Source organism: Butyricimonas sp. DFI.6.44 (assembly GCF_022132345.1).
Lineage (GTDB): Bacteria > Bacteroidota > Bacteroidia > Bacteroidales > Marinifilaceae > Butyricimonas > Butyricimonas muris.
In genome coordinates this window covers 315,263-339,245 of sequence record NZ_JAKNJD010000001.1, presented here as the reverse complement: position 1 = coordinate 339,245, position 23,983 = coordinate 315,263, and the positions used below count along the sequence as shown (strand labels likewise).

General features: G+C 42.1%; 18 protein-coding genes and 1 pseudogene. 9 read left to right on the top strand and 10 right to left on the bottom strand.

Annotated features, from left to right (window positions below; translation table 11 throughout):
- The first annotated feature begins 6 nt into the window (after positions 1–6).
- The 7 genes from L0M98_RS01560 (at position 7) to ftcD (ending at position 8,826) form a co-directional block, all read left to right on the top strand.
- Positions 7–1,029, top strand: coding sequence for a rod shape-determining protein (locus L0M98_RS01560; protein WP_018336345.1), 1,023 nt, complete (start codon positions 7–9; stop codon positions 1,027–1,029).
- Between the two features lie 4 nt (positions 1,030–1,033).
- Positions 1,034–1,861, top strand: a complete 828-nt coding sequence (gene mreC, locus L0M98_RS01555) for a rod shape-determining protein MreC (protein ID WP_186975372.1) — start codon at positions 1,034–1,036, stop codon at positions 1,859–1,861.
- Positions 1,854–2,360 (top strand): rod shape-determining protein MreD, encoded by a 507-nt coding sequence (locus L0M98_RS01550; protein WP_099292449.1) that lies wholly within the window; start codon positions 1,854–1,856, stop codon positions 2,358–2,360. The genes mreC and L0M98_RS01550 overlap by 8 nt, the downstream gene beginning before the upstream one ends.
- 41 nt (positions 2,361–2,401) lie before the next feature.
- On the top strand, positions 2,402–4,243 hold the full coding sequence (mrdA, locus tag L0M98_RS01545) for a penicillin-binding protein 2 (RefSeq protein WP_227214699.1): 1,842 nt from the start codon (positions 2,402–2,404) through the stop codon (positions 4,241–4,243).
- Positions 4,236–5,660, top strand: a complete 1,425-nt coding sequence (rodA, locus tag L0M98_RS01540; protein ID WP_099292447.1) for a rod shape-determining protein RodA — start codon at positions 4,236–4,238, stop codon at positions 5,658–5,660. The genes mrdA and rodA overlap by 8 nt, the downstream gene beginning before the upstream one ends.
- Before the next feature lie 63 nt (positions 5,661–5,723).
- Complete coding sequence (gene hutI, locus L0M98_RS01535) at positions 5,724–6,977, top strand: imidazolonepropionase (RefSeq protein WP_099292446.1); 1,254 nt, start codon at positions 5,724–5,726, stop codon at positions 6,975–6,977.
- Between the two features lie 148 nt (positions 6,978–7,125).
- The gene (gene ftcD, locus L0M98_RS01530; RefSeq protein ID WP_099292445.1) at positions 7,126–8,826 is read left to right on the top strand and encodes a glutamate formimidoyltransferase; all 1,701 of its coding nucleotides are present in this window, start codon (positions 7,126–7,128) and stop codon (positions 8,824–8,826) included.
- Between the two features lie 129 nt (positions 8,827–8,955).
- On the opposite strand, the gene L0M98_RS01525 is transcribed toward ftcD, so the two are convergent.
- The 9 genes and pseudogenes from L0M98_RS01525 to L0M98_RS01490 all read right to left on the bottom strand — a co-directional run bounded on the left by L0M98_RS01525 (position 8,956) and on the right by L0M98_RS01490 (position 18,686).
- The gene (locus L0M98_RS01525) at positions 8,956–9,423 is read right to left on the bottom strand and encodes a thioredoxin family protein (RefSeq protein WP_186975369.1); all 468 of its coding nucleotides are present in this window, start codon (positions 9,421–9,423) and stop codon (positions 8,956–8,958) included.
- A gap of 205 nt (positions 9,424–9,628) precedes the next feature.
- Positions 9,629–9,757: pseudogene (locus L0M98_RS22635) on the bottom strand (arsenical-resistance protein); the annotation flags it as partial.
- The gene (locus L0M98_RS01520) at positions 9,742–10,056 is read right to left on the bottom strand and encodes an ArsR/SmtB family transcription factor (protein ID WP_262905167.1); all 315 of its coding nucleotides are present in this window, start codon (positions 10,054–10,056) and stop codon (positions 9,742–9,744) included. The pseudogene L0M98_RS22635 and the gene L0M98_RS01520, both read right to left, overlap by 16 nt.
- Positions 10,057–10,363: 307 nt before the next feature.
- Complete coding sequence (locus tag L0M98_RS01515) at positions 10,364–11,071, bottom strand: LytR/AlgR family response regulator transcription factor (RefSeq protein WP_099292441.1); 708 nt, start codon at positions 11,069–11,071, stop codon at positions 10,364–10,366.
- On the bottom strand, positions 11,068–12,126 hold the full coding sequence (locus L0M98_RS01510; protein ID WP_227214698.1) for a sensor histidine kinase: 1,059 nt from the start codon (positions 12,124–12,126) through the stop codon (positions 11,068–11,070). Before L0M98_RS01510 ends, L0M98_RS01515 begins: the two co-directional genes overlap by 4 nt.
- Entirely contained in the window at positions 12,123–13,178 is a 1,056-nt protein-coding gene (locus L0M98_RS01505; protein WP_186975366.1) for a sensor histidine kinase, read from the bottom strand. The genes L0M98_RS01510 and L0M98_RS01505 overlap by 4 nt, the downstream gene beginning before the upstream one ends.
- A gap of 58 nt (positions 13,179–13,236) precedes the next feature.
- The gene (locus L0M98_RS01500) at positions 13,237–15,618 is read right to left on the bottom strand and encodes a TonB-dependent receptor (RefSeq protein ID WP_370645566.1); all 2,382 of its coding nucleotides are present in this window, start codon (positions 15,616–15,618) and stop codon (positions 13,237–13,239) included.
- A gap of 122 nt (positions 15,619–15,740) precedes the next feature.
- Positions 15,741–16,340 (bottom strand): nitroreductase family protein, encoded by a 600-nt coding sequence (locus L0M98_RS01495; protein WP_227214697.1) that lies wholly within the window; start codon positions 16,338–16,340, stop codon positions 15,741–15,743.
- Positions 16,341–16,502: 162 nt separating this feature from the next.
- Positions 16,503–18,686, bottom strand: coding sequence for a sodium-translocating pyrophosphatase (locus L0M98_RS01490; protein ID WP_099292436.1), 2,184 nt, complete (start codon positions 18,684–18,686; stop codon positions 16,503–16,505).
- Between the two features lie 275 nt (positions 18,687–18,961).
- On the opposite strand from L0M98_RS01490, the gene L0M98_RS01485 reads away from it, so the two are divergent.
- Positions 18,962–19,429: a fibronectin type III domain-containing protein gene (locus tag L0M98_RS01485; protein WP_227214696.1), complete on the top strand. Its 468-nt coding sequence runs from the start codon at positions 18,962–18,964 to the stop codon at positions 19,427–19,429.
- Between the two features lie 19 nt (positions 19,430–19,448).
- On the top strand, positions 19,449–22,652 hold the full coding sequence (locus L0M98_RS01480) for a golvesin C-terminal-like domain-containing protein (RefSeq protein WP_227214695.1): 3,204 nt from the start codon (positions 19,449–19,451) through the stop codon (positions 22,650–22,652).
- Between the two features lie 3 nt (positions 22,653–22,655).
- On the opposite strand, the gene rimO is transcribed toward L0M98_RS01480, so the two are convergent.
- On the bottom strand, positions 22,656–23,945 hold the full coding sequence (gene rimO, locus L0M98_RS01475) for a 30S ribosomal protein S12 methylthiotransferase RimO (RefSeq protein WP_227214694.1): 1,290 nt from the start codon (positions 23,943–23,945) through the stop codon (positions 22,656–22,658).
- Positions 23,946–23,983: the final 38 nt, after the last annotated feature.

Below are 23,983 nucleotides of genomic sequence, written 5' to 3'. Positions count from 1 at the left end.
AGAATTATGGGTTTGTTTTCTTTTTTAACACAAGATATAGCGATAGACTTGGGAACGGCAAACACTATCATTATCATGAATGATAAGATGGTTGTAAACGAGCCTTCCATCGTGGCTATCGACAAAAAGACGGAAAAAGTGATTGCTATCGGCGAGAGAGCACGCCAGATGCAGGGTAAGACACACGAGTATATCAAGACCATTCGCCCTCTTCGCGATGGTGTGATTGCAGATTTTAACGCTGCTGAACAGATGATTCGGGGAATGATTAAAATGGCGAACGGGAAAAGCAAGTTCTTCTCCCCGTCCCTGCGTATCGTGGTATGTATCCCTTCGGGAAGTACCGAAGTGGAATTACGTGCCGTTCGCGACTCTGCCGAGCATGCCGGGGGACGTGACGTGTACATGATTTACGAGCCGATGGCTGCCGCCTTGGGTATAGGGTTGGATGTTGAAGCCCCGGAAGGAAACATGATCGTGGATATAGGTGGTGGTACCACCGAGATCGCGGTGATTTCTTTAGGGGGTATCGTGACCAACAAATCTATCCGTATTGCCGGTGATGACTTGACGGATGATATTCAAGAGTACATGAGGCATCAGCACAATATCAAAATCGGTGAGCGTACTGCCGAGGAAATCAAGATTCATGTAGGCTCCGCGCTTTCCGAGTTGGACGAACCGCCGGCCGATTTCGTGGTACAAGGTCCTAATCAAATGACCTCGCTCCCGGTTGAAGTGCCCGTGTCTTATCAAGAAATAGCACACTGTATCGAGAAATCCATTTCCAAGATCGAGATTGCTATTCTCGCGGCGTTGGAACAGACGCCACCGGAATTGTATGCCGATATCGTGAACAAGGGTATTTATCTCGCCGGTGGTGGAGCGTTGCTTCGCGGGCTCGACAAACGTTTGACCGACAAGTTGAATATTCCGTTCCATATTGCCGAGGATCCGCTTCGCGCCGTGGCACGAGGTACGGGTATCGCGCTAAAGAATGTAGATAGGTTCTCATTCCTTATAAGATAGTGATGTGAAAGAGATTATAAAACTTATATTAAAGTACCATTTTACTATAATTTTTATACTTCTGGAAATCGTAAGTTTCTCTCTGATTATTCGTCATAACGAGTATCAGAGAGCAATTTTCTCTCAACACGCCTCTACTCTATTCGGGAATATCTCGTCGGTGACTACTGACGTGAAAGATTATTTCCGGTTAAAGGAGATTAATGAAGCTCTTGCAGACGAGAACATTCAATTAAAGAAACGTCTGGAAGGATTCGAGGTATTGAGGGATACGGTTGTCAGGGGAATAGTTGTACAGGATAGTATACCCGTTTACGATTACACGGGGGCTAGGGTTGTGAACGCGACTTTCAACCGGGTGAAGAATTACATCACGATTGACCGGGGGCGTAAAAACTTCATCGAGAAAGAGATGGGCGTGGCCTCCCCGGAAGGAATTGTAGGTCTGATTCAAGACTTGAGTGACAACTACTCTATCGTTATTCCCTTGATTAACATCGATACCAGAATCTCAGCCAAGATAAAGAAGAATAATTATTACGGTTCTTTACAATGGGACGGAGACAATTATCGCTATTCTTACTTGAAAGATATCCCCTATCATGTTGATGTTGTAGAGGGTGACACGATCGTGACCTCCGGACTTTCCAAGATTTTTCCGGAAGGTATTATCGTGGGATACGTGGAAGCGGTAGATCGTGAAACGGCTAATTTCTTGAAGATAAAAGTCAGATTAGCGGTTGATTTCAAGCGATTGAATCACGTGTACGTGATCGAGAACAAAAAGAAGAACGAGCAAAACCTGTTAGAAGCCATAAACTATCATGAGTAATGTAAATTATCTTATCCATTTCGTGATTTTAGCCATTCTCCAGATCGTGATCGTGGATAATATCCATATTGGCTCCTATTTCTATATCAATATATATATTCTGGCCATTTTCATCCTGCCCTACAAGGTGAAAGGTATACCGTTACTTTTGTTCGGGTTCCTTTTGGGCTTTTTGATGGACTTGGCAGATAACACTGTTGGTATTCACGCGGCGGCTTCCACCTTTCTGGCCTATCTCCGCCCCCGGCTATTATTGCTGACTTCCACGCGGGAAGAATTGGATGAAGCCCACGGGACGCTACGGTTGGATGACTTCAGGTGGTTTTTCAAATATTCTTTTTTATCCACGTTGTTTTTCAATATAGTCCTGATTTTCGCGGAAGCGTTCACGTTTAACGACATCACGATCACGCTTATACGGATTATTTTGAGTACCTTTATCTCCATGCTGTTTATCCTGCTTTACTATTTTATAGGAATCAAGAAAGTACAGCAATAGAGAATAGTGTGTTTCAATTGACTTAGTAACAGACTTTTGATATGAATAAATTCGGATACAGGAAAGGGATCATATCAGGTATTATCATAGCGGTATGCGCCATATATATGTTTCGCTTGTTTTCTTATCAAGTGATAGACGACACCTATAAAGTCATGGCGGACAACAATTCGCAGCGTACGGAAACTCAATATCCCGCGCGCGGGTTGATTTATGACCGTAACGGTAAACTTTTGGTGGATAACCAAGCCGCCTATGATTTGATGATTATTCCCCGGCAGGTAAAACAGTTTGATACATTGGAACTGATTTCGATTTTAGGTATATCCAGAGAATATTTAGAACGAAAGATTCAAGAATGTAAGGATTATTCAACCTGGAAAGCATCTCCCCTGATCTCTCAGATCACGGGGCCTAAATATGCCGTACTTCAAGAAAAGCTATACCGTTACCCGGGTTTCTATATTCAGACCAGAACGTTACGCAAATATAACGTGAATCACTCGGCTGATGTGTTCGGGTACATCAGCGAGGTTACAAAAGAACAAATCGGTAAAGATACTTCTTATTCCCGCGGTGACTATGTCGGCGCGAACGGGTTGGAATATACATATGAAAAACATTTGAGAGGAACCAAGGGGAAAAAGATTTTATTAGTCGACCGTTTTAATCGGGTGAAAGGTTCCTTCGCGGACGGGGAATACGACCACGAGGCTGTTGTGGGAGAAGATTTACATACCACGTTAGATATCGACCTGCAGGAATACGCTTATCAATTAATGCAAAACAAAAAGGGCGGTATCGTGGCAATAGAACCCAACACGGGCGAGATACTGGTAAAAATGTCCAGTCCGGGGTATGATCCGCAATTAATGGTCGGGCTAGACCGGGGGAACAATTACTCGAAGTTAATTCAAGACCCGCTAAGACCTCTCTTTGACAGAACGACCATGGCGCAGTATCCCCCCGGCTCTATTTTTAAAACTGTGCAAGCTCTTATCGGATTGCAAACAAAGGCGATCACGACGAATACGCGGGTTTCATGCCACGGTGGAGCTCCTATTGTCGGCGGACGGTTTATGAAATGCCATAACCACAGCTCTCCCGTCGATCTGGTGCAATCGATAGAGAACTCGTGCAATCCTTATTACGTGACCGTTTTCAAACAGATACTGGAATTACCGGAGTACGGGAACGTGCGTAACGCTTACAATGAATGGCGAAAATACGTGACTTCCTTCGGGTTCGGGAGTAAGCTATGTCCCGACTTCACCAATGAAGTATCCGGTTCCATTCCCACGCAGGGTTACTATGACAAAGTGCTGAAAACCCAAAAATGGTTCCCGTCATACATTATCTCCCTTTCTATCGGTCAAGGTGAGTTATTAATCACTCCGATACAAATGGCAAACCTTGCAACTATACTGGCGAACCGAGGATATTACATGACTCCCCATGTCGTGCGTCCCACGGATGACGTTGCCAGACGTATCGAAAAACACGAAATCCCGATAGACCGAAAGCATTTCGAGCCCATTATCGAGGGGATGAAAATGGTTATCACTAAAGGCACGGGACGACGGGCGCAAGTGGATTCCGTCACGATAGCCGGGAAAACGGGAACGGTACAAAACCCGGAAGGTGACGACCATTCCGTGTTTATCGCTTTTGCCCCGGTAGAGAACCCCAAAATAGCATTAATCGTGTATGTCGAAAATGGCGTGTGGGGTTCGCGCTATGCCGCCCCGATTGCCGGCTTATTGATAGAAAAATACTTGAAAGGCAAGATATCGGACAAGAAGAAACCACTGGAAAAAGAAATGTTCGAGGGAAATCTTATCAAAAACCTAACCATAAAAAGCAACGAGAAAAGTGATGAATAGCAGGTCTAATAAATTATTGGCGAATATTGACTGGGTGTCTATTTTGCTGTACATCTTGCTCGTCTTCATCGGTTGGCTGAATATATATGCGGCTGTTTATGACGAAGAACATAGTAGTATTTTCGATATAACCCAAAGGTACGGCAAGCAATTGCTATGGATCGGGGCTTCTTTCGTGTTGGCTTTCCTCGTGCTATTGACAGACAGTAAATTTTTCACGAGTTTTTCGCTCGTGATATACGGGTTTATGGTGTTCCTGTTGGTCGCCGTGCTTTTGTTCGGTACGGAAGCAAAAGGAGCCCGTTCATGGTTTGAAATCAAGGATATACGAATACAACCGGCAGAGTTTGCCAAGTTCGCCACCAATCTGGCTATCGCTTATGTTATGAGTCGTCACAATTTCAAGATGATGCGTTTTTCCAGCCTGCTCACGATCGGTGTCATACTTGCCATTCCGGCAGGATTGATTATTTTGCAGAACGATACGGGTTCGGCACTCGTGTACAGTAGTTTTATTCTCGTGCTGTTCCGGGAAGGGTTGCATGGCTCAATACTGTTGCTCTGCTTTATCGTACCCGTTATATTTATCATCTCCTTGCTTTATTCTCCTTTCGCGGTTTTGATAATTATCATTATCGGGACGTTGATAGCCTTCTATTATTACAGGCATAATATGCGGGAATTATTACAGATTGTAGCTTTTATCGCGGGTGGTTTCGGGTTATTCGTTCTGGTTGATTGGGTGTTCCACCTGTCTATCCCGTTCTATTATATGTTATTGAGCGTGTACATTGTAACGACAATCGCGGCCTTGTTCCCGATTTACCAGCGGAAGATGAAATACATGATCGCGTTGCTTCTTGTATCTTGGCTATGTGTGGGAGCCGCGCTTTCCGTTGATTATGCTTTTGACCATCTTCAACCTCACCAGCAAGATCGTATAAACGAACTTCTGGGTATAAAGGTTGATCCCAAAGGTTCGGGCTATAACGTGATTCAGTCTAAAATAGCCATCGGCTCCGGCGGGTTTTTCGGGAAAGGTTTTTTGCAGGGAACACAGACGAAATTCAATTTCGTACCGGAGCAAAGTACTGACTTTATTTTCTGTACCGTGGGTGAGGAATGGGGATTCCTTGGTAGTTCCGTCGTGATTTTATTATTAATGGCGTTCATTTTGCGAATGATAAAGTTGGCAGAACGGCAGCGTTCCGCTTTTTCGCGCGTATACGGGTATGGGGTAGCTTCTATCCTATTCTTCCATGTTGCGGTGAATATCGGAATGACGATAGGTCTTGTACCCGTGATCGGGATTCCGCTCCCGTTTTTCAGTTACGGGGGCTCCTCCTTATGGGCATTTACCATACTTATTTTCATCTTCTTAAGATTAGACGCGAACAGATTGCAAGTATTCAGGTAAAAACCTTGCGGATATTCAAGGTTTTTAATACTTTCGTTCCCAAATGATATAAACACGAAAAGGATGAAAACATTAATTATCAACATAAAGCAACTCGTTCAGGTTGAGGAAGAACCGCGTAAATGGGTTGCGGGTGCCGATATGGCGAAATTAGGCATAATTGATGATGCCTACCTTCTAATCGATGATGATCGTATCGAGGCTTTCGGGAAAATGAGCGAATTGAATCAAGACGCTATTTACGAGAATACCGACACGGTACAGGAAGTTGATGCGACCGGTCGTCTTGTGTTGCCCGCTTATTGCGATTCACACACGCATCTCGTGTACGCGGGAAGTCGCGAGATCGAATATATAGACAAAATCAAGGGACTCTCTTACGAGGAAATCGCTAAAAGAGGCGGTGGTATATTAAATTCTGCCGAGCGTATCCGCAAGGCTTCCGAGCAGGAATTATTTGATTCCGCTTACGCCCGTTTGCAAGAAATCGCTTCACTGGGAACCGGAGCCGTGGAAATCAAGAGTGGTTACGGGTTGGATACCGAGAGTGAACTCAAGATGTTGAGAGTGATTAAACGCCTGAAAGAAGAAACTCCTTTAACTATAAAATCCACGTTCTTGGGGGCTCATGCCGTGCCGTTGGAATACAAAGGACGACAGACCGAATACGTGGATTTGATTATTAACGAAATGATTCCGGCAGTGGCGGCAGAAGATTTGGCCGATTATATCGATGTGTTCTGTGACAAAGGATTCTTTACCGTGGAAGACACGGACAGAATGTTGAATGCCGGAATGAAGTACGGAATGCGGGCGAAGATACACGCCAACGAACTGGACTACTCGGGTGGTATCCAAGTCGGGGTAAAATATAACGCCCTTTCAGTCGATCACCTCGAATACGTGGGTGAAGAGGAAATAGCCGCGCTGAAAGGAAGTGAAACCATGCCGACCGTGTTACCGGGTGCCGCGTTCTTTTTGAATATGCCCTACTCTCCCGTTCGGGCGATGATAAATGCGGGGTTGCCGGTAGCCTTGGCTTCTGATTTTAACCCGGGCTCCTCTCCTTCCGGAAACATGAAATTCGTGATGTCACTCGGGTGTGTCAACTACAAGATGCTTCCCGAAGAGGTGATAAACGCTACAACCATAAATTCGGCTTATGCCATGGGAGTTGAAGACGAACTCGGCAGTATCGCCGTGGGTAAAAAAGCCAATTTCTATATCACTGCCCCGATCACGGGAATCGAGTATCTCCCCTACGCTTACGGAAGCGACTTGGTGGAAGCCGTGTTCTTGAACGGGGAACAAATCTGACGCGTTATGCCGTATTCACATTACAAGAAAGTATGGATTCGGAAAGCGTACAGGATACGTTACCCGTAGTCGATTATATGATTTCCGATTTTGTGATTAGGTGATTCTGAATATTTTATAAATAGTAATTTTCAATTTAAACAAGGATATGAAAAAGTTAATAGAATGCGTTCCGAATTTCAGTGAAGGGAACGATATGCACATTATTGACCAGATTACGGCAGAGATCAAGGCTGTTGAAGGTGTTAGTCTGATTGACGTGGACCCCGGTAAGGCAACCAATCGCACGGTAGTGACCATGGTAGGTACGCCGGAAGAAGTTTGCGAAGCCGCTTTCCGCGCAGTAAAGAAAGCCTCTGAACTGATTGATATGAAAAAACATAAAGGAGCGCATCCTCGTTTCGGGGCTACTGACGTGTGTCCTTTAGTGCCCGTGTCCAATATTACCATGGAAGAAACCGTGGAATACGCTCGCGCTTTGGCAAAACGTATCGGGGAAGAATTGAATATTCCGGTATATTGCTACGAGAACGCCGCTTTTACCCCGGAAAGAAGAAATCTGGCTACTTGCCGTGCCGGGGAATACGAGGCTTTGGGCGAACGTTTGAGCAGCGAGCAATGGCATCCTGATTTCGGTCCCCGCGAATTGAACGAATGGACGGCAAAAACTGGGGCAACAGCCGTGGGAGCACGTAATTTCCTAGTTGCTTACAACGTGAACCTGAACACGACTTCTACCCGTCGTGCCAACGCTATCGCTTTTGACGTGCGCGAACGCGGACGTGCCAAGAGAGAAGGCAATCCTATCACCGGGAAAATCGTGAAAGACGAGAAAGGTAAAAATGTGATGATTCCCGGAACATTGAAATCCGTGAAAGCCATCGGCTGGTTTATCGAGGAATACGGTATCGCCCAAATTTCCATGAACCTGACCGATATTTCCGTGACTTCAGTGCACGAGGCATTTGACGAAGTATGCCGGAAAGCACAAGATCGCGGTATTCGTGTAACGGGTTCCGAGTTGGTAGGTGTAATTCCGTTGAAAGCCATGTTGGATGCCGGACGTTATTTCCTGCGCAAACAACAACGCTCTACCGGAGTTTCCGACAAGGAGTTAATCAAGATTGCCGTGAAGTCTTTGGGGTTGGATGAACTTTATCCTTTCGAACCGAGAAAGAAAATTATCGAATATATTCTGGAAGACGAGATGAATCAAGGAAAGAAGTTCCTGATTGATATGAACCTTCGTGAATTTGCTGACGAAACGGCTTCCGAATCTCCCGCTCCCGGTGGTGGTTCTATTTCCGCTTACATGGGTGCTCTGGCTTCTTCATTGGCTACCATGGTGGCTAACCTCTCCTCTCACAAACGCGGTTGGGATGAACGTTGGGAAGAATTCAGCAATTGGGCAGAAAGAGGAAAGGCTTATCAAGTTGAGTTAATCAAAATGGTTGACGAGGATACCAACGCTTTCAACCGTATCATGGATGCCTTCGGATTACCCAAAAAATCGGAAGAAGAAAAAGCCGCTCGCCATCAAGCTATCCAAGACGCAACCAAATTCGCTACTGAAGTTCCTTTCAAGACGATGATGCTTTGCTTCGAGTGCATGGAAGTCGTGAAAGCTATGGCTGAAATCGGTAATCCTAATTCAGTAACAGATGCCGGGGTTGGAGCTTTGGCTGCCCGTTCCGGGGTAATCGGTGCCTTCCTCAACGTGAAGATCAACGCTGCCGGATTGGATGATAAAGAGTATGCTAACGACATCATTTCCAGAGGTGAAAGAGTGGTCGAACTGGCAAAACAAATGGAAACCGATATTCTGAATATCGTGAACTCCAAGATTTGATTTCAAGTAAATAACATATAAAGATAGCTAGTTCGTTATGAACTAGCTATCTTTATATGCTCTTATCAGGGAAATACCCAAAGAATCCCGAAGTATTCGGTAAGAAATAAGGGACGAGGATATTGTCCGTTATTCCTGAATGAAAAATTGTTTACTCAAATCATCTGCCGAGATATAGCCTTCATGACGATAATATTCTTTCCCATTTTTGTCAAGTAATATTTGAGCCGGAATAGTTACGATTCCAAAATATTTCACGATATCTTTATTCGCGGGAAGAGTCACGTTAATAAACACGGTATTTACTTTGCTTGAATAGCGTTCCCGCACTTCCTCCATGACTTTCTCCATTAGTTTGCAAGAATGACAGGTAGTTGCCCCAAATTCTAAAAAAGTGACTTGATAATCATTGTCATTCCGGTTGTAATTGTATCGTTTGATGATTGTATCGGCTATCGCTTCATGTTTTATATCCGTACTATTTTTCGTTTGTATCCCCGATAGAAAACGACTAATATTTCCCCTTAGAAGAAATAAACTTCCCAATAACACGAGAACGCTGATAATATATATATAACTTTGAATACGTGATTTCATTATTGATTCATTTAATGTGAACTTGGCATACATTGCTCTGCCTTTACTCTATACTTTCTCTACACCATAGACGTAGCATGAACGAAGCATCTTCGCTGATTTGCCTTCATGGTATGTTTCAACAGTGTTTCTACTCTAAAGATAGTCGGGACAAACCATAGCCCGCCGCTTGCGTGCGGGTAAGCTAATGATATTCCTCTTTTGTTCATATCTTGATAGTGTTACTCCCTACCACAGGGAACCACCTTTTAGTTCGGTTTGCCATTCGTACCAAAGCAAGCATAACCGGAACTTCGACAAGTACGCCGACAACGGTCACTAAAGCCGCACCCGATTACACTCGCAAAAGAAATTCGCGAATAATCTACTTGCTAAAGCCCAATTCTCCCGGTTGATACAATACTTCACCTTGGGAGTTTCAATTTCTCCTTGTATTAAACCCGCTTCTTTCAGTTCTTTCAAGTGCTGGGAAACAGTCGCTTTCGCGATAGGTAATTCCTCGTGAATATCTCCAAAATAGCAATTCTCCTGTCCTGCAAGGAAATCAAGAATCGCCATTCTTGCCGGATGCCCCATTGCCTTGGCAAAACGGGCTACCTGTATTTGTTCGTCAGAGTATTTCTTATCTTCCATTCTTTAGATTGTTTGTTATTCGTAAATCTACGAACAATACGTGAAAACTCCAAATAAAATCAATAAATATCGTATATGTACGATAGTCTGAAAATCTCATGCGTAAAGGTTACCTTTCTCCCCAAGTAGGCTCCTTCATTCGATGTTCTACCATTGTTCATCCGTTGCAGATATACCCCGAAGCGTTTCTACACTGTATCTACAACAAACGTGCAACCACATTACAACTCAAGTATTACCCGTTTGCATCACGATATTACCGGGATTACTCTAGGACAAACGCGTGAAAACGTTTTTTACCTTGAATTTATCCCCTCTTCATAAACGTATCGAAAAATGAATCCCGGTACGTGTTGCCTATCGCTATTTCGTAATTCCCGATAAAGATGTCGTTATTGTCGAAAGAGTCAATATGATTCGTGTTCACGATATATGATTTATTTACCCGTAGGAAGTCTTTTTTAGGCAGGAGTTCATATGTCGTTTTCAAGTTCATCCGGGTAATAATACGCTGGTCTGCCAGTTGGATAATCACGTAATCTTTCAGTCCCTCGATAAAAAGTATATCTTTGAAATTCACTTTGAAATAACGGCGATCGGACTTCACGAAGAAAAATTCATTATCTACCGGTTCGATATTCTCTTTTTCTTCCTGCAACAAGAGTGCATGGTATATCATCGCTTTTTCCACGGCTTTTTGGAAACGTTCTGCCTCCACGGGTTTCACCAGATAATCAATAGCATCCACCTCGTAGCTGTCCAAGGCATACTCCGTGTACGCGGTCGTGAAAATGACCAGAGTCCTCCGGGGAATCGCCCGGGCAAATTCAATCCCCGTGATGCCCGGCATTTGGATATCCAGAAATACCAGATCAACGGGGTTGTCCTCCATAAACCGGGAAGCGGACAATGCATTATTAAATGTCCCCGTCAATTTCAATCGCGTGTTCTCCCCTGTCAATAATTCTATGGCTTCTCTTGCCAACGGTTCATCATCTACAATAATACAATTCATAATATCAGGTGTAAATTTACAGTGTATGTTTTTTCGTCTTCTTGAATTTCCAAAGAATGGTTACCCGGGAATAACAATTCCAACCGACGTTTTATATTTTTCAATCCCAACCCTCCCACTTCAGCGCGTTCCGGTGCTATTGCAGGCTTCGAATTTTGGCAGCGGAATATCAAACGATCGTCCGTCACTTCAAAAGAAAGGTAGACGAACGACTTGTTTTCCGTGTCCGGATTATGCTTCACGGCATTTTCCACGAAAGGGATAAACAACAATGGCGGTAGCCAAAACTGCTCCATTTTTCCCTCTTTCATAATCAGGTATTCGAAATTATCTCGCCGCACTTTCTCCAAATTCAGGAAATCACTCAAGAATTGAATCTCCGAGTTCAATGATACTTTCTCTTTGGTACTGTCATTTATCTGGTAACGCAGCAAGTCTTTCAAACGAAACAGTACGCGGGAAGCCTCTTTCGGGTTCTTGCGGATCAGCACGTTGGCATTATTCAGCATATTGAACAAGAAATGAGGGTTGATTTGTTTCTTCAGAAATTTCAGTTCCGACTGCAAAGTGGAAGAAGCCAATTCATCCACTCTCTGATTATATTCTATCCAGTATTTTATAAGTAGCAAGGTTGACGAACCGAATGTAAGCAGCCCGATTGATATCATTGAAGAAACAAGATTCAACACGATATACCGGTTATACACGGGATCTGTTTGATAGAGATTATAAAAACTGGATTGCAAAACGGCTATAACCAAGATAGCAAACAATATCATACCGACAACGGATAATATATAGCTGGAAATACGATCTCTCATAAGGAAACGGGGTGCAAGGAGATAAAGATTGCAATACACGTCCAAATTAAGCACGAGATAGAACCCTATAAAACAGTAGAGCCGTTCCCGCGTGGCAAGTACCTCTCCCGACAGGTCGGCAAAAACACTCGACGATATGCAGATAAGTGTCAACTGCAATAACAGATGTCTGTGTACCCGGAACTTGGGGGATGACAGGAAATCAGGTATACTTCGGTCTATGTCTTTTATCATGATTCCGGCTGTTTTAACGTTAAATGAATGGAATTTTCAGCGAGGGCTAACGAATAATCGGTTTTGTACAAGAAAGCCAAGCGTTGTTTTATTCTTGAAAGATCGCCTTCCCCGGGAATTGTTTCGCGATCGTGTTCGCAAACAAATTCAACCTGTTTCTTATCCGCTTTAAAATCCAAATGAAGCACTCCCTGTTGGTTCCCTTTGTATATTTGCATCACGCACCACTGCACGAAAGGGATAAATAATAAAGGTGGGATAAACACCCGCCTGACCTCTCCTTCCGATGAAATCCGGTATTCGAATTGCCGTGAATATATTTGCTCCAGTGACAGGTAATTGCCTAGAAAACGAATTTCAGCATCCAGCAATACCGTGCCGCGGCTACAATCATACAACTGGTATCTCAGGAGTTGACTCAATTTGAATAGCATACGGGAAGATTCCTCCGGCTCCGTGTTTGCCAAACGTCCGGTTTTATCCAGAATGTTGAACAATAATTGCGGGTTCACCTGTTCTTTCAATTGCTCCACTTCCGATTGAATATGCATCTTCTCCAACCGGCTCACGTGTTGGTTTTCCAGCATCCAATATTTCAGCAGCACGGTAATAGATCCACCCACCAAACAGAGAGAGATGGTGGTAAAAGAAGATATATTGTTTATCAAGGATACCGGACTGAGATAGTTCATTCCCGCTTCTCCCAAGTATGAACGGGTAATATCCTCGATCAAGTTCTGCCCGCACAGAAGCAATATCACCGAGATAGCAACTCCTATACCGTACAACGTGTATTTCTTTTTTATCAGATACTTGGGAATCAGCACGTAAATATTGTAATAGACAACGACCAGATACGATAAGGCTGCAAACAAGGCTATCAGGTATAGTTTATCGCGCAACACGGGAATCCCGTGTTGAAAAACTATATACGTCTGGTTGAAAGAAACCGAAGCGATAGCCACAATCAGGAGAGCGTGCCGCCAAACCTTAGCCTTCGGGTTTATCAATATATGATGCAGCAGCTTCTGCCCTTTCGTGTTCAAATTCATGATTCGATATTTGTTTATTTCCACGCGTACAAATGTAATACCTTATCTCTATAAATTTTTAAAATTCCAACTTATAACTTATGTTCGGCAAAGCGGTTGCACTTCTCAACGGCTTGATCTCTCCCGTCTTAAAGTTATACTCGTGACCGTAATATTCTTTACAACCCGTTGCATTCAAGCCTTTCAAGGCAAATTCATGAGAAACTTTTTTCTTGTTTATCTTGTAACTGATCGTGTAATTGACGATAAACATCGGCGAGAATTGTTTCGTGAATGCTTTCGTTTCATCATGTTGTACCACTTTATCGGGATCGTCAAGCGTTGCCACCCTGTCAACCGGACTATAACGATCCCCTCCCTGCATGGTCATTTTCAGATTGATTCCCAGTATATTCTGCTTGTCTTGTCCTAACATCCACTCTTTGCCGCCCAGACAATTGATAATAAATTGCCGGTTATATTTCGTGTTCCGCCATTTGCCGTCCCCTCCCTTGTATTTGGAACTGAAAAGCGAACCGGATATCATGTAGTAAACACCGTCATTCAAGTATCTTTCCAAGGTTACGTCTACCCCGAAGTTACGTCCCTTTCCCTTGTTCTTCAAGGCTTCCTCCACGTAGAAGTCCACACGGTTCAGCACGGAATAGGAACTATCGGCAATCACGGGAATATCAAATAGATGTTGGAAGTAAGGTTCAATCTTTAAATTCAAGTTATCGGATAACCTGCAACCATACGAAAGCATCACGTGATGCGCCTTCGAAAAATCCAAATCCTTGTTCACGGGTTCCGTACCCGTGCTTCGGGTACGCACGAAATAAACATCCATTTTTTCCATCCGGCTATGAAGCCCGTAAGCCAAGGCAAACGAGGCTTTCGGGGTAGCCTGCCATTTTATTCCGGCACGAGGCTCTACCGTCCAATGATTATTCAGCGTGAGTACCTGCGCGTTAAGTCCCACGCTTAGGGTTACCCGGTCGCTCAGTCCGATGGATGAACTCGTGTACCCGGAGATCAGATTCGTGTTGCCGTCACCCTTGGATATCAATTCCAATGGTTGCATCGTGTACGGGGACAGGTTCATTTCCATGTCGTAGTACATCTTCGTGAAAGTAAAACCCGTTTTGTTGGTAAATTTTGCACTGAATTTCCGGTTCAATATGGCGGAGAAAATCAAGTTCGTGTTATTACGTACCAAATCCAGATTCGGGTACTTGTTCAAATCGAAATCATAGAAGTCAACAAATCCTTTATGCCTGAAATAAGTAGCGGCAACAATGGTTTTCAATTGCGTGTTATCGTTGAAGAAATAGCTGTGAGAGATGCCTCCCGCCACCATGTACTGACTTGTTTCGCTCTCCATCTGTTCGCCGAGATATTCCCATTCTTCGGGGTTCTTCTCGAATTCACTTTCGGATTTATCGATCAGTCCGGTTCCCCAGACGGAAAATGTTCCCGCTTTCCGCGTGGGAATGTTAAATTTGAAATTCAAGTCCTGATAATCCAGTATACCCCCGAAGTCAACAATACCCGCTTTCTCGAGTATCCCCGTCGTGGAATAGCGGTAATTGAATATATAAGAGGAATTATGTTTCTTCGTCAACGGGCCTTCCGAGGCAAAGTCCATACCGAGCAATCCGATTTGTATCGTGTTCTCCACTCGACGGTTATTCCCGTTTCTCAATTTCATGTCGAAAACACCGGACACGGCATTACTAAATTCGGCGGGAAAAGCCCCGGAAAAGAAATCCGAATTTCCCAACACGTGACTGCTTAACCCCGAAAGAATACCTCCCCCGAGAATTGATAAATCGGCAAAATGATTCGGGTTCGGTATCTCCACGTCCTCCAATCTCCATTGCAACAAGTGAGGAGCATTCCCGTGAATGGAAATCCCGTTCGTTGACATGGCAGGTGATACCCCGGCAAAAGAACTGACCAGACGCGCTGGATCATCCATTCCCCCCGCGTATCGGCTTGCCTCTTCCACGCTCAGCATCCTCGCTCCCGTCGTTGCCATTTTATTTAACGGTTGCTCTTTATTCAGACTCGGACGCACCGTGACTTCGTCCAGTTCCCGTATAGCCTCTTTCAACGGAATGTTCAGAAACACTTCTTTAGAGGAAGTGACAAGTATTTCTTTAAAAATAGCGGATTCATATCCCACGAACGATGCCTGTATATCGTGACGCCCGACAGGTACATTTTTTATAATAAAATGTCCCGAACTATCCGAGATCGCTCCCGTTCCCGGTCTTCCCAGCAGAGCAACCGAAGCGTAAGCAATCGGATAACCCGAAGCTACGTCTACCACGGTTCCCCGTATCGACCGCGTCAAGACTTTTCGATTGTCTTGCCCGTTGAGCATCACCGGTGTTACCGCGAATAAAAAGAGTATGACTAATTTTGAAACTCGTGTAATAACTTCTGTCTTTTCCATAATCGGTTTTAATTAATTATGCTCCAAAAATAGATACAAGACAGAAGTCTTTCCGGAAGAATATACAAAGTACCCCGGTTTGGTATACAAACCGGGGTACTTTGTATAGATTCTGAAATTTGTTATTTAAAGATACGAACCCTTTCTTCCAACGGATTAAACTCTTTTTTCCCGGGTTCTTGCAACGGAATACCGAAAGGCATCTGTGCAACTAATTCCCAATTCTCGGGTAGTCCCCATTCCGCGATAACGGCTTCATCAATTAAAGGATTGTAATGTTGCAACGAAGCACCGAAGCCGGCATCCTCCAACATTGTCCAAATAGCTAACTGATGCATGGCAGAAGTATGTTGCGACCATATAGGGAATTTTTCATGATAGGTCGGGAATGCTTTTTGTAATCCCTCGACCACGGTACGGTCTTCAAAAAAGAGCACGGAACCATATCCCGCGGCAAATGATGTATCTACTTTCTTCTCGGTTGCCTTAAATGCTTCTTCTGAAACGATTTTACGCAATGTATCTTTCACGATATTCCATAATTTCAGGTGCTGTTCTCCTAATAATAAAACAACTCGTGTTGTTTGGGAGTTAAACGCGGAAGGGATATTCTTCACGGCAAACTTTACAATATCTTCTATCTCGCTATCAGTAATTAATGATTTATTTGTAATAGCGTAATAACTTCTTCTATGTGCTATAGCTTCTTTTAATGTACTCATATCTCTTTCTTTTATTTTTTTACAAGATACGATTATTTTTCAAAAAAGTTAAGCCTTTCATGGTTTATCTTTTATCTGAAGTAAACGGACATAAAAATTGCCCAAGTATATTCATCACGTATACTTGGGCAAACACCAACTACTTGGATAGATAGTCGGAACTTAGAGAAGGCTATATGCACAAGTCACTCCTGCCATAACAATAGCGACCATACTCATCAATTTTATCAAAATATTCAAACTCGGTCCGGAAGTATCCTTAAACGGATCACCCACGGTATCTCCGATCACAGTAGCCTTGTGGTTATCGGAACCTTTACCCCCTAGATTGCCTTCTTCAATATACTTTTTAGCGTTATCCCATGCACCACCGGAGTTTGCCATAAAGATAGCGAGCACGAATCCGCTTCCCAAGCCCCCGGCCAACAAACCGATTACACCTGCAACACCGAAGATAAGTCCCATAGCCACGGGAATAATGATAGCCAGCAATGACGGGAAGATCATCTCGTGTTGGGCGCCTTTAGTCGAAATCTCCACGCATTTAGCGTAATCCGGTTCTGCTTCTCCGGTCATGATACCCTTGATTTCACGGAATTGGCGACGTACTTCGTTTACCATTTTTTGTGCAGCCCGTCCGACGGCATTCATCGTCAGTCCACAGAATACAAATGCCATCATGGAGCCGATAAAAATACCTGCCAACACGTTCGGGTTCATTAAAGTAACATCATAATGAATCATAAAATCCTGTAACGTTGCATCGGCCGTTCTTACCGTGTTTTCCCCGACTGTCAGAATCTCCTCTCCCATACGTAACAATCCAATTTTTATTTCCTCGATATAAGAGGCAATCAATGCTAATCCGGTCAAAGCCGCGGAACCGATAGCAAATCCTTTGCCTGTCGCCGCGGTTGTATTGCCTAAAGCATCCAATGCATCCGTACGATGACGAACTTCCTCGCCCAAATGACTCATTTCGGCATTCCCCCCCGCGTTATCGGCTATCGGTCCGTAAGCATCCGTTGCCAACGTGATACCCAAGGTAGAAAGCATTCCGACAGCGGCAATACCCACTCCGTACAATCCCATGGACATGTTGGAGAAGTCGAATTGTGACGCGAACAAAAATGAAAGTACAATACCCACCACGATCGTGAAAACCGGGATAGCCGTCGAAATCATACCCGTACCGATACCTTTAATAATCACGGTTGCGGGTCCGGTTTCCGAACTCTTGGCAATATCCTGCGTCGGTTTATAGGCATGTGAAGTATAATATTCTGTTCCTTTACCGATAATGATTCCCGTTATCAACCCGACAATCACGGATCCGCAAATCCAATAACTCAATCCCAATAAATAGATCACCAAGAAACTGGCGCCCACGATAAGAATTGAACTTACATTTATCCCCCGGTCAAGCGCTCTCAGTAATTGTTGTTGAGAAGCACCCTCTTTTGTTTTTACCATAAATATACCTAGCAACGATAAGATAACTCCAAAAGCGGCAATCAGCATCGGGGCCAGTATGGCGTTAAATTGCATATCCGCTTCCAGTCGGAACGCCGCGGCACCTAAAGCAGCCGTGGCAAGAATAGAACCGCAATACGATTCGTAAAGGTCTGCCCCCATACCAGCAACGTCCCCCACGTTATCCCCCACGTTATCTGCGATGGTCGCGGGATTACGAGGATCATCTTCCGGAATACCCGCTTCAACCTTACCCACGAGATCAGCACCCACGTCGGCCGCTTTCGTGAAGATACCTCCCCCCACTCTGGCGAACAGCGCCTGCGTCGATGCCCCCATACCAAAGGTCAACATGGTTGTCGTGATCACTATCGCTTTCTCCGTGGATGTAGCCTCTTCCACGAAATAATCGAGCAATAACCACCATAACGAAATATCAAGCAGAGCCAAGCCGACCACTACTAATCCCATTACCGCACCCGAACGAAAAGCAACTTTCAATCCATCGTTCAAACTTCTGCGTGCAGCATTTGCCGTCCTCGCCGAAGCATAAGTTGCGGTTTTCATCCCGATATAGCCTGCCAGACCGGAAAAGAAACCTCCGGTAAGAAAAGCAAACCATACCCACGGGTTTTGCAGCCCGGGACCGTACGCCATCCAAGCAAACAGAATACACAACACGAGGAACACCATACCCACGATCCGGTATTGTTGTCGCAAATAAGCCATAGCTCCCCTGCGGACATGTCCGGCAATACGTTTCATCGTGTCGGTTCCTTCCGACTCTTTCATCATCCCTTTAAAGAAAATCCTCGCGAACAGAAGTGCGATAACGGCACATGCCGGTACTATCCAAAATAGATTATTCAACATGGTATTTATATTTGTAGTTAGTAAAAAGTCATACAAAAAAATACTCATCAAAATTTCAATGAACCTCGATGAGTAAAAGTACGAATAAAAACGAAAAATTATTCTCCGTTTCTATATTTTTTTGCTAAAATAGAAAGAAATTTTGCAACCACTCTTCCGAAAATTAATTAAATATTCAAGTACAATTTAATCCTTTTTAGGATAGGTCGTGTATTAATCTATAAAGATTGCGAAGGGGAGAAATTACATTATTATTAAATCTAAAACGATTTACAATGAAAACATTTTACATTTTTACAATTTTGAGTTTAGCGATTTGTCTAAATTCATCTTTCACTGCAAGTGGTGCTAGCGTAAAAGTTTATTACACAGCACCCGCTAATAATGGTGGAAGTCCGATAACAAGCTATATAATTGAAAAACAAGTTTATGGCAGTCCCAAGTGGATAAAAGTAATGCAAGTATATGGTAATGTATTAAATTGTACAGTAGATAATCTAGAAGAAACATTATATAGATTTAGAGTTATAGCGGTCAATGCTTCTGGAGAAAGTGAGCCAAGTGAGCCAAGTGAATATGTTAACTTAATTGAAAAGCCACATTATGCAGAAGTTTATTTACGATGTAAAGATGGACGTAGTAGAAAAGCGCCATATTCGAATATATCATTATTTGAAATACCTAACTTGCTAGAACTACCAGAAAAACCAATTATTAATATACCTTTTAGATCAGAAGAATAAACACATAATTCAAAACGATATGGTTAATCAAGATATCAAACAGTTTATGAAATACGAAATGAAACTCCTTATGAGAGATTGGGGGTATCAGATCATTTTATTAATCGGTTTTATTTTGGTCATTTTCCTTCAACTTTTTTCGCAAGGAAATATAAGAAAAGTAGAGTGGATAGCCATATCACTCCCTTCCGCAATCCCTTATGCAAATGTCTATTTGATAAATTTTTTACAAGTATTTATTGCCATTTTCTGGTTTGGAAAATTTATTAATAATAGAAAAACTTGTCGTTCAAACGAAATAATTTCTATACATCCTTTCTCAAATAGTACTTATTTTTGGGGAAAATCATTAGCTTTCATATACCTTATGCTTATCTATAACATAATTTTAGTGTTAGTAGCTATATTCATAAATATTTTTGCCAGTGATTCTCCACTTTTCTTGTATACTTATTTATTCTATTTCTTGACATTAACGATACCTACACTTTTTTTCGTTACAGGACTTGTGATTTGTGTTAAAAGTATTATACGGAATAATGCTTTGTCACTTATGCTTCTACTCGGATTAATTTGTCTGGATATTTTATATGCACCTTATTTCTTTCACGGAGCTTTAGATTTATTCAGTTCTACTCTTTCTAATGTCTTTTCCGAAGTAACAGGATTTTATGGGATTGGCTTTTATTTACTTCACCGTGGAACATTTTTTTTATGGGGATGTGGACTACTTGTTTTAGGGAGCCTTTCTACAAATAGAATTCCCAATAAAATAAAAATGAAACAACCAATACTTGCAAAAGGAATTATATTTATAATTTTAGGTTGTATTTCTATAAGTTTATATTTAAATGGTTTTAGCAAAGAACAATATAAGCGGGAATCTATATATGCGCTTTTTCTTAAATACGAGTCTGCACTAAAAGCAAGGATAACAAATCATTATATTCAATTTAAACAACATGGATATCAATTGGACGCAATAAGTAAGTTGCACATATATAATCCCAATAGTCAAAATTTGTCTTCAATCATTTTCTATCTTAATCCCGGATTAAGTGTTGTAGAAACCACGATTGAAGGAAAATCTGTAAATTTTAAAAGAGAAGGACAGATTCTTATGGTTGAACATATCTTACAACCACAAGACAGCACATTCATTGAAATTCATTATACTGGCTCTATTGTTCCTGAAGTTTTTTATCCTGAAGTAAAAGATTTAAACTCATACCATACAGCAAGATGTTACTCTATATTCAATTTAGGAAAAGATTATTATTACCTTAATCCCGATTATACAATTCTTACACCGGAATGTTTATGGTATCCAACTTGTTTACCTCCGGTAAATATTTCATCTCCTTATTCTACATTAGAAAATTACACTCGTTTTTATTTAACCGTCATCGGAGAAAAGAACCGGATATCTATCTCGCAAGGAAGAGCACAAATGAATGGGGATACCACCCGTTTCATTAATCATCAAGATCTAACAGGAATTTCACTCTGTATTGGAAAATATACTCGTAAAGCGATATCGCATAACAAGAAGTTGTATGAAATTTATGTATTCAAGGGACACGAATATTTAGTAGAACAATTCTCGGATCCTGTAGAAATCATTAATTATTGTAATAATCTTTATCAATCCGGAGATGAGAAATATGTATTTCACAAATTAGCACTTGTTGAAACACCCATCCATTTTTGTGCATATAGCCGACCATGGAAAAATAAAACAGAATACGTTCAACCTGAATTAATTTTCAGACCAGAACGAGAAGCATTAACTCGGACTTCATTTAAAGTTCAAAAAGAAATTAATAACGAGGGAATTTCTCCTCAACTTGAATGTTGGACTTATTATTTATGGAACTTTGAAGAAACAAGGAAACTTATACAAGGAAACATTTTCTTTGGTAAATTGAATCTAAAAGACCACAAAAATGAGTATGACATATCGTCAATTACCCGGAAAAATCACTATTTTATTTATTCGATGGAATTTCCCGGTATAGATATGCTATTTCAAGAATCTATAAATTCATGGGAATCAGCTATTAATAGTTATAAAAACTATGTAACATTAAATTTAGCTATACAGTATTTTAATGCTCATAACTTATCAGATGCCTTACAAGATTCAATTGACATCAATCAATTAAAACAAATCATTTGGAGTAAAAGTAATTATTATTTAAAATATTTACTTTGCCATATTCCTTCTGAGGAATTATATAAATTCCAACAAGCTTTTATATCACAACATTTATTTCAAGATATTTCATATGAGCAATATTGTAAAGAAATCCAAGAAAAATACAATATAGATCTCCTAGCTTTTACTAGACAATTATATGAAGAAAAACAACTAGCCTCATTTAGAGTGAGAGATGCTCAAATTGAGCTAGTTACAAATGCAACAGGTAAAAAAGGATACATAGAAAGCGTAAAAGTCTGGAACAAAGGTAATGTAGATGGAATAATCACCTTGGCTGCACCAAATAGGACAAATACTCATTATCTTATTCCTGCGGGTACATGTAAAGAAATCAAGAACTATTTTGAAGGAGAACCAGATGAATTTAACCTTGAAGTTCAAACCAATTTAGCCGATAACATTCCAGCATGTTACAGTTTTGAAAAGATAAAACCGAAAGAAACTAATCTGAAGTATTTTCATTCAGGTGTTTTCGACACGGATACCTCTTTGTTTTTGCCTCTTTCTAATGAATATGTTGTTGATAATATGAGTTCTAATTTCCATCTTATTGAAGATAAACATATTCTCAATAATCCAGAACAATGGAAATATATTCCTTATGAAGGAGCATACGGGGAACCAGTAGCCGGATTGCATTCAAAATTAGCAGGTAATGGTAGCTCGAAGATAGAATGGGAAATAATGTTACCGGAAGATGGTATATATGAACTATTCATCTATATTGCAGAAAAAGCGATAAAGAGTGCTGCACGTTCTTTAAAATTTATCGGAACAACAAAAGTGGAGAAAAAAGAACCCACACAAACTTACTATTTTAAACATGCAGATGGAGAAGAAAAAATGACATTAGAAGTTCTTCATTTAGGGAATGGATGGGTGTCCCTCGGAAAGTACCATTTCACAGCAGGACATACATCATTAATATTGACAGACGAAGGTGCCGATCAGTATCAAAAAATATTTGCAGATGCGGTGAAATGGGTGAAATACACGAAATAACAACTATTTAACAGTACCGTATAGTTCGAACGGTTCCGCGCTCGTGATTTCCACTTCATAGAACTCTCCGACTTGTAAAGGACGGTCGGTTGTTACAAATACTTCCTGATCCACTTCCGGCGAATCGTATTGCGTGCGTCCCACGAAAAACTCGCCTTCCGTCCTATCTATCAATACGGTAAGTTTCTTCCCGATCCAACTTTGATTCAACGCCGCCGCCACCTCCAACTGTCTTTCCATTAATTCTTCCGCCCGCTTATTTTTTATTTCTTCAGCAACATCATCTTTATAATTCTTGTCGCAATAAGTATCATCCTCGTGCGAGTACGGGAATACCCCCAGACGTTCGAATTTCATCGTTTCCACGAAATCAATCAATTCCCGGTAGTCCTCTTCCGTTTCTCCCGGGTGTCCCACCATTAACGTGGTTCGCAAGGCTATTCCGGGTACTTCTTCCCGAATTTTATTGATGAGGTCTATGGTCTGTTGTTTTGTTACACCTCTTCGCATCTGTTTCAGCATGTGATCACTACAATGCTGCAAAGCAATATCCAGATATTTGCATACATTTTCGCGCTCCCGCATCACGGGCAGCAACTCCATCGGGAACCCCGCCGGATAAGCGTAATGCAATTTTATCCACTTGATTCCCTTAATATCTGCAATTCGCTCCACCAACTCGGCAAGTCGATTTTTCCCGTACTTATCAATCCCGTAATAAGTAATATCCTGTGCCAACACCAATAGTTCCTTTACCCCTTGTTTAGCCAAACGCTCCGCTTCATCAACGATTTCCTCGAAAGGACGGGATTTGTATTCTCCCGTCATGATCGGAATGGCACAATAAGAGCATTTACGGTTGCATCCTTCCGATATCTTTAAATAGGCGTAATGCGGCGGTGTCGTCAAATGGCGTTCATTCCGAAGCTTTTCATCGTACTCTTTCCCAAGCTCCGCTAAAATACCCTTCCAGTCAAATTTCCCGAAATAAGCATCCACTTCCGGGATCTCTTTCTGTAATTCCGGCTCGTAACGTTGGGACAAACATCCCATAACAAATATTTTGTCCACCTTTCCCTCTTTCTTCAACTCCACCTGTTCCAGTATCGTGTTCACCGATTCTTCTTTCGCGTCCCCGATAAACCCGCAAGTATTGATTACAACAATCTTAGCCTTGGAATTCTCAACATCAACTTCAACACTATACCCTACTTTCTCCAATTGCTTCATCAACAACTCCGTATCCACGAGATTCTTGGAACACCCAAGACTTATAATATTTACTTTCTTCATTCTGCTTTCAAAATTTGCCGACAAAGGTAATATTTTTC

What these genes read in the sequence shown, in the direction of transcription:
- L0M98_RS01505 (WP_186975366.1), bottom strand. Translation starts at nt 13,178, where the DNA reads ATGAATTTGAACACGAAAGGGCAGAAGCTGCTGCATCATATATTGATA.
- L0M98_RS01485 (WP_227214696.1), top strand. Translation starts at nt 18,962, where the DNA reads ATGAAAACATTTTACATTTTTACAATTTTGAGTTTAGCGATTTGTCTA.
- L0M98_RS01500 (WP_370645566.1), bottom strand. Translation starts at nt 15,618, where the DNA reads ATGGAAAAGACAGAAGTTATTACACGAGTTTCAAAATTAGTCATACTC.
- L0M98_RS01490 (WP_099292436.1), bottom strand. Translation starts at nt 18,686, where the DNA reads ATGTTGAATAATCTATTTTGGATAGTACCGGCATGTGCCGTTATCGCA.
- hutI (WP_099292446.1), top strand. Translation starts at nt 5,724, where the DNA reads ATGAAAACATTAATTATCAACATAAAGCAACTCGTTCAGGTTGAGGAA.
- rodA (WP_099292447.1), top strand. Translation starts at nt 4,236, where the DNA reads ATGAATAGCAGGTCTAATAAATTATTGGCGAATATTGACTGGGTGTCT.
- ftcD (WP_099292445.1), top strand. Translation starts at nt 7,126, where the DNA reads ATGAAAAAGTTAATAGAATGCGTTCCGAATTTCAGTGAAGGGAACGAT.
- L0M98_RS01495 (WP_227214697.1), bottom strand. Translation starts at nt 16,340, where the DNA reads ATGAGTACATTAAAAGAAGCTATAGCACATAGAAGAAGTTATTACGCT.
- mrdA (WP_227214699.1), top strand. Translation starts at nt 2,402, where the DNA reads ATGAATAAATTCGGATACAGGAAAGGGATCATATCAGGTATTATCATA.
- L0M98_RS01550 (WP_099292449.1), top strand. Translation starts at nt 1,854, where the DNA reads ATGAGTAATGTAAATTATCTTATCCATTTCGTGATTTTAGCCATTCTC.
- L0M98_RS01560 (WP_018336345.1), top strand. Translation starts at nt 7, where the DNA reads ATGGGTTTGTTTTCTTTTTTAACACAAGATATAGCGATAGACTTGGGA.
- L0M98_RS01480 (WP_227214695.1), top strand. Translation starts at nt 19,449, where the DNA reads ATGGTTAATCAAGATATCAAACAGTTTATGAAATACGAAATGAAACTC.
- L0M98_RS01525 (WP_186975369.1), bottom strand. Translation starts at nt 9,423, where the DNA reads ATGAAATCACGTATTCAAAGTTATATATATATTATCAGCGTTCTCGTG.
- L0M98_RS01510 (WP_227214698.1), bottom strand. Translation starts at nt 12,126, where the DNA reads ATGATAAAAGACATAGACCGAAGTATACCTGATTTCCTGTCATCCCCC.
- L0M98_RS01520 (WP_262905167.1), bottom strand. Translation starts at nt 10,056, where the DNA reads ATGGAAGATAAGAAATACTCTGACGAACAAATACAGGTAGCCCGTTTT.
- rimO (WP_227214694.1), bottom strand. Translation starts at nt 23,945, where the DNA reads ATGAAGAAAGTAAATATTATAAGTCTTGGGTGTTCCAAGAATCTCGTG.
- L0M98_RS01515 (WP_099292441.1), bottom strand. Translation starts at nt 11,071, where the DNA reads ATGAATTGTATTATTGTAGATGATGAACCGTTGGCAAGAGAAGCCATA.